Raw genomic sequence first — 14,017 nt, 5'->3', positions numbered from 1 at the left:
AGCTCATTAGTTTATTGGAACTGCTAACTGCTTAAGGTTTCTCGTCGGTTAATTCAAAACCCCATGTTTTTCCTTTTTCTGTTGCAGGAACGCCGCTCACCATCCAAACCGGTGCTTTGGCACCTTTTAAATAGTAATCGAAGAATTGCTGCTCACGAATTTGGATGTCTTTTCTGTTTTGGCGCTGTACCAGGTTGTGTGCCTCGTTATTGTAGTTCAGCAACCAAACCGGCTTGCCTAAACGCTTAAGGCCCGTAAACATCTCGATACCTTGGTACCATGGCACTGCTCCATCTGCATCGTTTGACATGATCACTACCGGAGTAGTAACTTTTGGCAAGTTGAATAATGGAGAGTTCTCAATGTATAGCTCTGGCTTTTCCCAAAGTGTAGCACCGATACGGCTTTGTGTTTTTTCGTATTGGAACTGTCTGTTCATGCCGCTTTCCCAACGGATACCACCATAGGCAGAAGTCATGTTTACTACCGGCGCACCTGCCCAGGCCGCTGCATACATGTTGGTAGCCGTAATGAGGTGGGCTACTTGGTAACCGCCCCAACTTTGGCCTTGGATACCAATTTTAGTACCATCAACCCATGCGTTTTTCTTAAGGCTCTCTACGCCTGAGTTGATAAACTCTTCGGCAGATTTGCCTGGGTGACCAGTTTCATAGCTGATATCTGGTGCAAATACCAAATAGCCATTGCTCACAAAGAAAGGAATGTTTAAGCGCGATGGGGTAGGCGAAGGCGCATTGTAAGTGTATAAGCCGTCAGATAGTTTTTCGTAGAAATAAACAATCATCGGGTATTTTTTATTCGGATCGAAGTTCTCTGGTTTGTACAGGATACCTTCAGATTTATAACCTTTTGGTGTAGTCCATTTCACCAACTCGGCAGTTCCCCAGTTGTAGTTGCCTTGCTGCGGATTGGTACTGCTTAATTTAGTGGCTGTTTTAAGGTCTTTCGAAATGTACACATCAGGAGAGTTTACGTAGCTTCCCTTATCGTAGATGTAGATATCGGCATCTTTGGCTTTTACCAGGTTAGAGTATTTGGCAGGAGCCATAATTACCAGTTCTGGGGCTTTATCATTACTGATTGCCTTGCGGTAAAAACCGTTTTCTTTGGTGGCATTGTTCAAGGCGTCTAACCAAAGCACATCTTTTTTGGTGAAGAACCTGGCATCTGGATCCACTCTTTCGGCACGGAAGGTCAGGTTGTTTTGGCGACCAAAACCAGCTGTAATGTTTTTAGGTGCGCTTTTTCCATCTGGAGAAAATGCCCAAATGTCATAACGGTCATATAGGTATACCAATTTGTCTTCTTCCAACCATCCGGCTGAGCCGTAGCTGTTTGGCAGATCTGGAACGTCGTTATCTTCGTCATAAAATTTAACCGCCATTCCAGTATTTAGTGGCGTTACTTTGCCTGTAGCAATCTGGTAGGTATTCCAAATGCCTGTTTTCTTATCGAAATAAAGCACATAGTTGCCACCGGGCGAAGGAGCAGCAATCCCATTCAAACCTTCGATTATTTTCTTGCGTGCACCTGTTTTTACATCTACCAGGTAATAATCGCGTTGTGAACCACCAGTCCATTGCGAGGCAATGCGATTGCCATAATCGGTAGAGGCCAATACAAAGTTCGCATCGCCTTCGTTGATCATGCTGGCATCAGGTAGTTTTACGTCGGTTAGGGGAACGATTTTAGCATCAGGGCTATAGATGTCGATTACAGTTAGAAAGCTTCTCTTAAGGTCTCTATCTAAGTTTTTCAGCTGCATTGGCTGCAGGTAGTCATCTTTATAGCCCCAAATATCGAGCTTCGCATTTTCGAAGTCAACCAAAGTGGTATCTTTTGCCTTTTTGATTGGCGCAATTCCGAAGAACAACTTGTTGCCGTCTTTGCTAAAGTTCAATCGGCCATCGCCACTTACTGCATATTTAGCAGGCATGCCTGGCATATCGCCATCAACCAAAATCTGTGCAGTATCTAAAGTAGGTGAGTTGTAGTAAACATTGAAATCCTTAATTTCTGCCTTTTCTGGACTGGTTTCTCCTAAAAATGCCAAATGTTCGCTTTCATCGTCGAAGGTAAAGCCTTTGAAATTTCCCTTGCCTTTAACCAAGGTTTTTAAAGTGCCTTTTTCAGTATTCAACAAGAATACACCTTGTTGCGCATCTTTGTCTTTTTTTGAACCTGTGCAGGCGAAAACCAATGATTTACCGTCTTTGCTAAAGCTAAAATCGCTTACAAACTTGAACACACGTTCCTGTCCGGTAGTTAGGTTTTTAAGAATGAGGTCTGTACCTTCTTTTGCTGCGCCACCTGCTGGTTCGTCATCGGCGAAATATAAATCTTCGCCGTCGTTTTTAGGTTCGCTGCCCTGAGCGGCAGGTTTTGCTTTTTTGCTGGTATCAGGTGCTTTTTCTAGGTTATAAGCTAATAAGGCAGCTCCATTTTCAGGAAACTTGAACGATTTAACGCGAGGAATTTTGGTAACTGCCAAAGTGGTTAGGTTGGCAATGCCCAATGTATCCTTGGTCATGTCGTCTGGTTTCTTTTTTTTGATTTTTGCCAATCGGGTATCCTTAAAAAAAGGCTTGATAGAAAAGGCCGCAAACTTAGAGTCGGCGCTAAACTGCGCAAAACTGGCTCTTGGCACTTTTATTTTTTGTGCGGTTACGGTTTCTTGCAGGTAAAGACTGGCATCGCCTTCTTGCTGGTTAATGCTATAGGCAGCCCATAGGCCGTTTTTGGTCAGCTGCTTGGCGCCTACATTTTCCCAAGTGTCGTAAACCGAATGGTCTAGTGGTCTTTTTTGAGCGTAAGCAACACTGGCAAACAATAAAAAAAGTAAGGTTAGTTTTTTTTGCATAATTTAAATTAGTTATAGGGTGTTTGGCCTTATCGAAACTTAAAAATTGTAAATTTTATGCACATTATTGAATCTGTACGTCAAATTTTACAAATTAATTAAGGCCCTACCCACTAATTTTAATTAGCTTTTAACCATTTGATGGCAGTTTGATTGTCTGTCTTATCTGTTTTTAAAGGTGCAATAGGGGTTAAATCAAATTTCTTATTGTCTAAATTATAAGCTACAATGCCGTTTTTGCTTACGTAGATCAAGTTTTGACCGCTAGCGGCAATGATATTGGAAATGGGTTTTTCGGTCGGATTTACCTTTAGGATTTCTTTTCCAGTTTTGCTTTCCAAGATAAAGAGCTGGTCTTTAAGATAGCCAATAATTTTTCCATCGATGAGGTTCAGGGTTTCTATTTCCTCTACCGGTAGATCTGCTTTCCAGATTACTTTTCCTTCAGCAGCATCGAGGGCATATACAGAAGAAGCCTTAGAGCCCGGATTTCCTTTTCCGGCCAAATAAATGATGCCATTATCTAACATAATGTTTTCATCAACGCCATATTGGTTATCTAGCAGATTAAACTCCCAGTTGATGGTCGATTTGTCTCGTGGATCTATGGCAAATAATGTACGGCTCTCATTCGTTGCATACACGCGTTGTCCATCGGTGATCATTTTGGCATACATGGCCTTCCCGAAATTTCTTTGCCAAATGGCTTTGCCGGTTTGTGCATCAAACTTGTAAATATATGGGGCATTGTTGATGAATACTTCATTATTGGCCACAACTGGCGGATAAATATTGTACTCGTACTGCAACCTGTAGTTCCACTTTAGTTCGCCATTTATCTTGTTTATTGCATAGAAATTTGTGTTTCTAGATGCTATATAAAGCAGATTGCCACTTGTTAAGGCCGTTTGTCGCCTCAGCAACATTCTTTCGTCGCCTTTTAAGCCAATTTTGGATTTCCAATAGGTTTTACCGGTATTGAGGTTTAAAGCGGTAATGGTACCGTCAACAAAAGGTACATAAGCCACCGCATTTTCTATGGTGAACTTGTTGGCACTGCTGTTATCGATATTGGGTTCCTTATAAGTCCAGTTTGTTTTTTTCGTTGCCAAATTGTAAGAAAGCACCGTGCCGTTGCTGCCATAAATGAGCAAGGCATCCTGTTGAAGCTTATCGGCTGTATTTACATTGCCCGAAACCTTTGTAAACACCATATCGCCCTCAGTAAGGATTTTATTGTTGGAATTGGGGTTGTCGAGGTTGTCTCTAACCACGGGAACAGCCATTGGCGGGGCAGGCGAAGGGGCGGCTACCGTTGGCTCCGAATCAACCCTTTTTTCTATTGGAGGAGCAGGAACGATGAGTTTTGGTGGTGGAAGTGGCGGAGCAGGCCTTTTCGGCTTTTTAATGACTGGTTTCTTAGGGTTGGCGCTCGATTTTTGTTGCGCCTGTGTATAAAGGCCCACTAAAAGGATAATGCTCAAGATAAGGGATAGTTTTTTCATGCATGCTCAAATTGTAATTTGATGAAGCACAAATTTGAAGCCATTGTTTTTTGAAAGCGCCAGAAATAAAAAATGTAACAGTTATTTTGTGAACTCAAACCGTCAATTCAAACTGCAGGCTGAAAATCATAAGCTGAAAAAGCCTATTTGTTTTTGATTTGAAAATGAGAGTTGGTACGGCTATGTCAGAACAGCCCTGCTTTTTGCTTTACTCCGCCTCCTGCTTCGGCTCCGTGTTCGCGCCAATCAGGTTTATGTTGTTTATCCAGTGCACTGCCCCATTTGAATAGCCCCGATTGAAGCGGCATCCTTTTTTGCAGCCAAGGCAAAAAAAATACAGCGGAAAGCGGGACTGCCTTTAACAATGGCAAAAGTATTGCGCTCCAAAACAGTCGAATGGTTCTCAATGAGCTGTTAAGGGTTCATGTTTCTCGCTAAAATTGAACACAACAAAAAAAAGCATCCCGAAGGATGCCTTTCAAATGCTATTTAGCGCTTATTTTTTCTTTTTTTGTTGAGTTTGTGCTTGTTGTTGCGCTCTCATGTAATCGTCTAAGCGGGTTTGGAACTTAGATTTTTTCTTCTCTGTTTGAGGCTTTGTTTTGTTTTCTTGCAAAATTGCATGGATTTTATCGTCGTTAACCATTTTCCTGATCAAGAACTGTTGCAAGAAGGTGAGCATGTTAGCCAAGAAATAGTAATAGTTCAAACCTGATGGATAACTGTTCAATACACCCAAGAAGATGATTGGCATAATGTAGCCGATGTATTTCATTTGACCGGTTGCTCCAGAAATCTGGTTGTTGAAATAGGTATAGATCAACGTAGAGATGGTCATCAAAATACACATTAAGCTCAAGTGGTCGCCAATAAATGGTATGTTAAAGCCAAATTTGATGAAATCATCATAAGTAGACAGATCGCGCATCCATAAAAAGCTTTCGCCCCTCAGCTCGAACAAGTTCGGAAAGAAGAAGAAGAAAGCCATTACAAAAGGCAATTGCAATAACATCGGCAAACAGCCACCCAATGGATTTACGCCTACTTTTTTATACAGCTTGAGGTATTCTTGTTGCAAAAGGGTAGCATTGTCTTCGCCTACTTTAGCTTTGATCTCATCCATTTCTGGTTTCAAAATTCGCATTTTGGCCATCGAGATGTACGATTTGTAGGTTAGTGGCGACATGGCTAATTTAAGCAAAATGGTTAATACCAAAATGATCAGGCCATAACCCCAGCCAAAGCTCTCTAGCAAGTTAAATACTGGCAATACCACAAACCTGTTGATGTATTTCAAAGGCCAGTAACCCATATCTACTTGTTTCTCCAATTCGTGTCCCTGTTCTTTTAGGGTAGAGAACTTGTTGGTTCCGAAATAGAAAGTCATTGGATAGCTTTGGGTGGCCAATTGGCTGAACGGCAACTGCATATTGGCACCATACCATTTGATTTTTCCAGGTTCAGTAAGCACCTTAACTTCCAGGTCTCCTTTTTCAAAAGGGGCTTGAGGAATTAATACCGCCGAGAAGAAGTGCTCTTTGAAAGAAAACCATTCGATTTTGCCTTCTTTCAGTTCTACTTTTTCGTCTTTGTGCAAGCTCACGTGGTCTGGTGTTTTCTCTATATATTTATAGTAAGGGCCAGAGTGTTCTTGCTCTTTTTTGGCAGATTTCTCTTGCTCTAGCAAAGTGGCTTCCCAGTTTAAGCTTACATTGTTGCCTTGTATCACTTGGTTTAAGCCGTTTAAGCTGATGTTGAAATCTACATTGTTGCTTTTTGGCTTTAAACCGTAGCTAAACTCGATATACTTATCGCCACTATAATTGGCACGCATGGTAATGTTGCCTGCATTTTGTGTAGCGGTAAAATATAAGGTGTTGGTATTGACAATTTTGCCGCCGATATTCAGGTTAAGGCCAAATTTATTGTCGTTCCCTTCAAATAGAATCAATGGTTTGCCACCATAAGTATGTTCTCCTTTAACTTCGGCCGAGAGGATTTTACCACCCAGATTGGTTAAAGTCAGTTTCAGGTTTTCGTTTTCTAAAACCGAAGTCTGAACCGTACCGTTAATGTTGCCACCAAATGGGCCTTTTAATGCAGCCGAATCTGGCTGAGCAGGAGTTACAACTTTATTTTGGGTTGCTGCAGCTTTCGCCCCAACTTTTTTGAGCGAATCTGCTGTTATTTTTTCTCTTTCCTTTTTGATTTCGGCCTCGCTAGGCTTCATGAAAAAAACAGCTGCTCCTAAAATTACCATGATCAGGAACAGACCTGTAAATGTATTTCTATCCATTATGTTGTTTTAAACGTATTAATTTGCTTTTTTCTTAGCATGCTCCATTGCAGCGGCGACAAATTTAACAAAAAGTGGGTGAGGATTTGCAACTGTTGACTTTAATTCTGGGTGAAACTGTCCGCCAACAAAGAAAGGATGGTTTTTAAGCTCGATAATTTCTACCAAATTACTGGCTGGATTGATGCCTGAAGCAATCATTCCCGCTTCTTCATATTGCTCAAGGTACGCGTTGTTAAATTCGTAGCGATGCCTGTGTCTTTCGGTAATATGTTGTTTACCATAGGCATGGAAAGCTTTGGTGCCTTTTTTAATATCGCAAGGATAAGCGCCCAAACGCATGGTGCCTCCCTTGGTTGTGATATTTTTTTGATCTTCCATCATGTTGATTACCGGATTTTCAGTATGCTCGTCTATCTCGGTGGTGTTGGCATTTTTTAAGCCCAATACATGACGGCCATATTCAATAACCGCACATTGCATACCCAAGCAGATGCCAAAGAAAGGAATTTCGTGTTCGCGTACATATTTAATGGCTTCTATTTTGCCTTCAATGCCGCGGCTGCCAAAACCTGGTGCCACTAAAACACCTTGCAAATGACCCAATTTCTCTTTTACGTTTTCTGGGTAAATGCTTTCTGAAGGAATAAACTCAACACGAACCTTGCATTCGTTTTTCGCACCTGCGTGAATAAAAGCTTCGCTAATTGATTTATAGGCATCAGGTAGTTCTACATACTTGCCTACTAGTCCGATTCTTACTTCGGCGGTAGGGTTTTTCAAGCGGCCCAAGAAATCTTTCCAGCTTTCCATGTCTGGCTCGTGTTTTTGAGGCAGCTTTAGTTTGGTCAGCACCGTTTTGTCCAGTTGTTCTTTCATCATCAACAGAGGCACGCTGTAAATAGAGGATGCATCTATTGATTCGATTACTGCATTGATGTTAACGTTACAGAAAAGTGCAATTTTTTTTCTGATATCGGCACTGATGTGGTGTTCGGTACGGCAAACCAAGATATCTGGCTGGATACCATATTCTAAAAGTGCCTTAACCGAGTGCTGTGTAGGTTTGGTTTTCAACTCGCCTGCAGCCGCCAAGAACGGAATTAAGGTCAAATGAATTACGATTGCATTTGAAGAACCTTCTTCCCATTTAAATTGACGTACGGCTTCAATAAACGGCAGTGATTCGATATCGCCTACGGTACCACCTAATTCGGTAATTACGATGTCGTAGTTGCCGCTTTCGCCCAAGATGCGCATGTTACGCTTGATCTCGTCGGTGATGTGAGGCACCACCTGCACGGTTTTGCCCAAATAATCGCCCTGGCGTTCTTTGTTGATTACATTTTGATAGATGCGGCCAGTTGTAATGTTGTTGGCCTGTGAGGTTGGCGTATTTAAAAAACGCTCATAGTGACCTAAGTCTAAGTCTGTTTCTGCACCATCTTCGGTCACATAACATTCGCCATGCTCATAAGGGTTCAATGTACCCGGATCAATGTTGATGTAAGGGTCGAATTTTTGGATGGTTACGTTGTAACCTCTTGCTTGTAAAAGTTTGGCTAATGAAGCGGAAATGATGCCCTTGCCTAATGAGGAAGTAACACCGCCCGTAACAAAAATATACTTAGTCATGTTTGAGAATTTGTGAAATTAATCGGGCTTTATAGCCTTTTTAATTGTTTTTGTACGGGATACAAAGGTACATAAAATTCTGATTTTGGAATGCTTTTTTGTTAAATAAATTATTTGCTTGTCTGAAAAGGTCTATGGTCAATGGTCCATAGTTGATGGTTGAGATTTGATACAGGACATTGATTTAGTAGTTAAATATTGTGCGTTAACAGAAAATATGATATCGTAAGATTTAGTGCTTATTAGCTGGTAGTTAATTGTTTAAAAATCTTCGAAAAAAAGTTTTTTTGACGCTATTTTTAATGAAAACCAGATGATATGCCTTTCAAATTCGAGACTTTAAAAGTGTGGGAAATTTCTTTAGACTTGAGTAATGAGATTGATTTGTTAGCCAAACAATTTCCAAAAATTGAATGGTTTAGTTTAAGCAATCAAATTAAAAAAGCTGCAGATTCTGTCAATCTGAATATTGCAGAAGGATGTATCGGTCAGTCGAGTGCCGAATTTAAACGATTTCTTACTTATTCGCTTCGCTCGGCGCTTGAGGTAGTCAGCTGTTTGTTCATGGCTTTGAAGAGGAATTATATTTCTGATCTTGAATTCAAAAGACTTTATAAAGAGTATGATGAACTCTGCAAAATGATTTCTAAACTAAGGTCATCATTAATTTAATTGCTGGAAAAGAAACCTAAGCAACCAAACCATCAACTATTGGCCATGAACTATTGACTATCACATCTCATCACACTTACCGAAGTTAGCTTGTTGTCCTTATCATAAGAATAGGTTTTGATAGCCCCATCTTTTTCGGTATAGGTAATTGACTTAAATGTCTGTTTCTGATCGCCATCCCTGCCTATAAAAGTCTGCTTGCTCGGCGTTCTGATCATTTCATTGTTGATCATGAGTTTCCTCGGATTTAAACTGTAGGAACTAAAAGACGAAAAGAGCTCATCCTTATCGCTGTTATAGTTGTAAATCATTTCGCTGTCTGATTGGCTTTCTCTTACAATACGCCCTAAATGGTCGTAAATGTAATAGATGTCCCATACGATGCTTTGATCTGCTCTTTTCGAAAACCTGCGTACGCATTGCTTGTAATCGTTAAGAAAAAAGGTTTCAAAGCTGTAGGGAACGCCATTTGTACTGCTGATGGTGTGGTATTTGTCGGCCTCGTAAATAAATTGGGTGGTGTCTGTCGAAGTAGAAAAGTCCGTAATCAAGAATTCGATCAGCCCATATTTGTTGCGAACATATTTTGACGAGCCACTTGGTTTGCCATTGGTCAGGTTTTCCATTTTAACCAGCTCGTTTTTATCGTTGTACAGATAGGATGCACCGTAAGGCGATTTGACGGTCATTGAACTATCGGTGAACATTTCATATATCCTGGTATTGCATTTCAACTGGGGACCATTGTTTTTAAATGGCTTCATGTAGTGAACGGTATTTGCATTGCCGAGCAGCTTTTGGGCATAAGCCTGATCGGGAACAAAAGTGCTTTTCCTGATTTGGGCAATCTCTTCCTGCATGCTGCGTTCGTTTTTGGCATTTAAGGTTTTGGGAACCAAATAATCGGCATTTGCAATGTTGAGGTAGGTTTTGATTGTTTTGAGGTACTGATCTGGGTTGTACACTACAATCGGCTGGTCTTTGCCGTTCGAAAGCACCATGCCAAAGGCTTTTTTGGTATTGGGCCTGTAAAAATAGAAGCGGCCTGCACTGTTTTGGTATTCGATCAGTTTGGAATCGCCTATATTAAATATCGGGAAATTATCATAAACAGCTCCAAAGTAGGCATTGATCTCTTTGCCTTTTAGCTGATGCTTTTTAAAGGCAGGGCTAAGGTCATCCTTTCCAAAAAAAGCGACACTTATGGTCGGCTCGGTAAAACTGACGGCCGCTTTTTCATTAGCTGGCTTCTTTTTAAGGAAAACCTGTGCCGCTGCAGCTTGAGAAATGATAAGGAAGGCGAAAAGGAGTAGTTTTTTCATGGCAAAGCTTTCTTGTGCGATCAAAACTAAGCAATTATGAGTCCATAGTTTTAGTCTATGGCCTATAGTTAATGGTCAATAGTTATGATCTTTATCGGTCTTAGCTATGGCCATCGGCTACAGAAACAAGCTATAGATATTCTTTTTGATGTCTTCTATTTTACGCGGGTTCTTTTTATCGTCGTATCTGGTATAGAGTTCTATCATTTTCTTGAAATCCTTCTCGTTGTCTGCTCTTTTGCCCTTGCTCGGTTCTGTAATGCTCACTACAGGTACGTTAACGGCTTCAACCTTGGTCGCAAACCAAGTGGTGTTGTATCTTGGGATGGCCATGCCCAAAATCATGCCTGGCAAGCCTGTAAATCCCTCTGGACCTCCTTTAAACAAAATGTCATCGGTATAAAAGGCGACTACATAAACCGTGTCGTTAATTACGCCAATCGCCTTGCGACAATCATAACCTGCAATTTTGCGTACGTCGTGGATAATTTTCCAGTCTACGTGAGGCACGGTATCGGTAAGGATATAATCTTCGCCCATCACCGGTTTTTTGATGATCCTCGAGCCTTTGCTCAGATCGGTATACATCTGGGCCGTGCTTTCGCCAGAAGAGAACATAAACATATTGTTGTCGCTTACCTGGCTTTCTTTCTTTTGGGCCTTGTAAAGCGAAGTGGTTTCGTTAAAACTGTATTCCCAAAAGGTGCTTACATATTTTTTCATTTTATCCTTGGCATCGTCTGATAGCCAAGTGTTATCGGCCATCTGTCTTTGCAGGTTTACTTTTTTCTCGAAGGTAATTTTCGCACTGCTTACAAAAACCTGTTGCGCCTTTGCAACGAATAAACCAAATGTAAGTAGGGTAGTTATGATTGCTGTCTTCATGTGATTCTTATTTGCTTGCTTTAACAAAGTTGCCGCTTAGGTTATAGGTTAGGCCTATCAACACATATCTTGGGATATAGCTGAAGGTGGTTTCGTTGATGTAGTTGCCACCTACATAACGGTTGTAGCCAATTTTTTGGTTCAGAATATCAGAAACCGATAGTTTCATTTCGAGCGCATCTGTTGGCAGCATCTTCTTAGAAATGTAGCAGTTCCACAAAGCTACGTTCAATGGTGTATTAAACGACTGGTTGGCAGGACGGTAAGATAATGAAATGCTGGTATTGAACTCTGTTTTGTATGGCAATTCGATGGTGCCGCTAATTTCGTGGTTGTGGGTATAACTTTTACCGTTATTAATTGATCCTAACGACGAATTGCTGTTTAAAAAAGTAATAGAAGGATTGTAATTGAACTGAACCTTATCCGTATAATAGCTAATGCCAGGCCTTAAATTCCACTGACCATTAAAGTTTTTGTTAAGCTTGCTGTTGAGGATGGAAACATAGTTTGAGCTGTTATAGCTTACGCTGAAACTGGTTCTTAGGTGCAGTTTGCTGAAGCCTTTTTGATAAGAGGCACTTGCATAAATGCTGTTGTTGCCATTGAGGTTGGTATAACTGCTTATCGTTTTGTTAAACTCGTCAATTGTTTGTGTGTTAACGATGGCATTTTTGGTAAAATTATAACTGATATAACCATACATAAACTGCTCTGATTTAAATTGATAGCTATTGAAATTGATGCTGATACTGTTGTTGAACGATGGCCTTAAATTGGCATTACCCACCACTTGGTACAAAGGGTTGTTGATTTGTCTGATCGGTTGCAACTGGTCAAGGCTTGGCTGACTGGTATTGCCACTATAGTTGACAGAAAAGCTGGTGCTTTTATTTATTTTGTAATTGAAATTGCCTCTTGGTGCCCAGTTTAAATAGTTTCTGTTGAACTTGTTGTTTCTGTCGATGTCATCCAATTCGAAGCTGGTTTGAGTAGCTTCTACACCACCAGAAATAGAGAACTTTTGTGCGCGGTATTGCAATACCACCTTGCCGATATTGGAGAAGTTATTAAAATCGAAATTGTTGCTCAGCGAATCGACGCGTTTTCTGTTTTGCAGGTTGTCGAAAACCATTCTGTTGCTGCTCGAAACCACGGTTTTAAAGCTATAGGCTGTTTGCAGCTGCCAATTTTTGCCCAATGGCTCGGTATATGAAATACGGGTGCCCAAAGAAGTTTGCTTGCTGGCATTGTCTTTAAACAAATCGAGATTTTCGGTGCGGTTAACCACGCCTTGGTCATCATAATAATTGGTTAAGTTTTTACTGTTTTCAAAGCCGTCGCTGTTTTGTGTTTCAGGTTGCAAATCAATTGATAATGTCCTGCCTTTTTTCTTCGATTTTCTGGTGTAGTTGATGTTGCCATTAAACAACTCGCTGTCGGTATCGGTACTGTTGAGCTGGTTGTTCTTGCTTACAAATAAGCCTTGGTCATTGAGGGATTGATTGTTGTTGGTCGCATTGTTTTTGTTGTAGCTGGTCTTTCCCGAAAAGGAGATTTTCATGGTAGAAAGCGAATCCAAGGTGATGTCTACATTTCCTTTAAGCGATTGGCCACCTTTGTTGCTGTTCTCTGTCGAATTGCCCGAACTAAAGAAGTTGGTGCCGTTGGGCAGCAAACGCTGTCCGTTAGAAGTTCTGTTGTCTAAAACTTCGGTATCATTGTTTTTATAATTGAGCTTTAAAGCCAGTTTATTTTCATTCCATTTATCCGAGAAATGTGCGCCATAAGCCCTGTAATCAGGCAGGCCATTGGTGGGAGAGAAGTAATCGTCGTTATCGCCACCATAAGAGATCATCATGGTGCTGCCGTCATCGCCCACTTCAATTACATCATAATCGTTGCCTTTGAGCTTTGACATGGCCGATGTGACTTTCGAATCCTGGTTGAGATTGGTGGTATTGCCGAAAACAGCGGCTTTGAGCTTGCCCTTATAAACTCCAAACATGCCTCCCAGGTTTTTATAATGGTCGAGGTCGCTGTTGGCATCGAGGGTAGAGAGATAGCCGTTTTTGGCGTTTTCTTTTAGCTTGATGTTAATGATTTTGTCTTTTTTGCCGTCTTCTATACCCGTAAGCTCAGCTTCCTTGCTTTTCTTGTCGTAAACCTGTACTTCAGATACCGAACTCGCCTTAAGGTATTTGGTGGCTAACAAAGGATCGTCGCCAAAAAACTCTTCGCCTTCTACCAAAACGGTATTCACGTCTTCACCAGCAGCCTTAATGGCTCCATTTTTATCTACTTCGATACCTGGTAGCCTTCGCAACAGGTCCTGCACATTGGCATTCGGCTTTACGGCAAAGCTGTCTGCCTGGTAAACAATGGTATCGCCTTTCATCCTGATGGCTTCTTTTTGTGCCCTTACAATTACTTCGTTCAGCAAAAATGTTTTGGTTTCCATGTGGATAGGACCAAGGTTAAATTTGGAACTGTCGGTTAAACGGATGTCACGTACAAAATCAGCCATTTTAGGATAGGAAATCAATAAGCTGTAATCTCCTTTTTTGAGATTGCCCAATTCGAATTCGCCTTCGGCATTTGCCCTAACCGATTTCACAAGGATGGAGTCTTTGCTTCTGATGAGGAGGATGGAGCTGTTTTTGAGCTTCTTTTTTTCGATGGTATCTACCACTAAGCCTTTGATACTTGCCTTTTGGGCAAAAACAGCATGGGCAGAAAGGAACAGCAAAACTAACAGGAGTAGTTTTTTAAGCATAGGAAAGCGTTTTAATAGGTAATAGTTGGTTCGGTTAAGCGAAAA

The 14,017-nt window shown here is 41.1% G+C and carries 8 protein-coding genes; 1 reads left to right on the top strand and 7 read right to left on the bottom strand.

Annotation, left to right across the window (positions count from 1 at the left end):
- Positions 1 to 31: 31 nt before the first annotated feature.
- The 4 genes from AC570H_RS07675 to pyrG form a co-directional block, all read right to left on the bottom strand.
- The gene (locus tag AC570H_RS07675) at positions 32 to 2,881 is read right to left on the bottom strand and encodes a S9 family peptidase (RefSeq protein ID WP_497353362.1); all 2,850 of its coding nucleotides are present in this window, start codon (positions 2,879 to 2,881) and stop codon (positions 32 to 34) included.
- 119 nt (positions 2,882 to 3,000) lie between these two features.
- Complete coding sequence (locus tag AC570H_RS07670) at positions 3,001 to 4,386, bottom strand: PQQ-binding-like beta-propeller repeat protein (protein ID WP_497353360.1); 1,386 nt, start codon at positions 4,384 to 4,386, stop codon at positions 3,001 to 3,003.
- A 496-nt stretch (positions 4,387 to 4,882) separates the two neighbouring features.
- Complete coding sequence (gene yidC, locus AC570H_RS07665) at positions 4,883 to 6,682, bottom strand: membrane protein insertase YidC (RefSeq protein ID WP_497353358.1); 1,800 nt, start codon at positions 6,680 to 6,682, stop codon at positions 4,883 to 4,885.
- Positions 6,683 to 6,700: 18 nt separating this feature from the next.
- Positions 6,701 to 8,317 (bottom strand): CTP synthase, encoded by a 1,617-nt coding sequence (pyrG, locus tag AC570H_RS07660; protein WP_497353356.1) that lies wholly within the window; start codon positions 8,315 to 8,317, stop codon positions 6,701 to 6,703.
- 318 nt (positions 8,318 to 8,635) lie between these two features.
- On the opposite strand from pyrG, the gene AC570H_RS07655 reads away from it, so the two are divergent.
- The gene (locus AC570H_RS07655; RefSeq protein ID WP_497353354.1) at positions 8,636 to 8,989 is read left to right on the top strand and encodes a four helix bundle protein; all 354 of its coding nucleotides are present in this window, start codon (positions 8,636 to 8,638) and stop codon (positions 8,987 to 8,989) included.
- 50 nt (positions 8,990 to 9,039) lie between these two features.
- Here AC570H_RS07655 and AC570H_RS07650 read toward each other — a convergent pair whose 3' ends face one another.
- The 3 genes from AC570H_RS07650 to AC570H_RS07640 form a co-directional block, all read right to left on the bottom strand.
- Positions 9,040 to 10,311: a hypothetical protein gene (locus AC570H_RS07650; RefSeq protein ID WP_497353352.1), complete on the bottom strand. Its 1,272-nt coding sequence runs from the start codon at positions 10,309 to 10,311 to the stop codon at positions 9,040 to 9,042.
- A 117-nt stretch (positions 10,312 to 10,428) separates the two neighbouring features.
- Positions 10,429 to 11,196, bottom strand: coding sequence for a GLPGLI family protein (locus AC570H_RS07645; RefSeq protein WP_497353350.1), 768 nt, complete (start codon positions 11,194 to 11,196; stop codon positions 10,429 to 10,431).
- Between the two features lie 7 nt (positions 11,197 to 11,203).
- Positions 11,204 to 13,972, bottom strand: coding sequence for an outer membrane beta-barrel protein (locus AC570H_RS07640; protein WP_497353348.1), 2,769 nt, complete (start codon positions 13,970 to 13,972; stop codon positions 11,204 to 11,206).
- Positions 13,973 to 14,017 lie beyond the last annotated feature (45 nt).

The sequence above is a fragment of the Pedobacter sp. B4419 genome (assembly GCF_059693725.1).
This window is presented reverse-complemented; position numbering and strand designations above follow the sequence as displayed.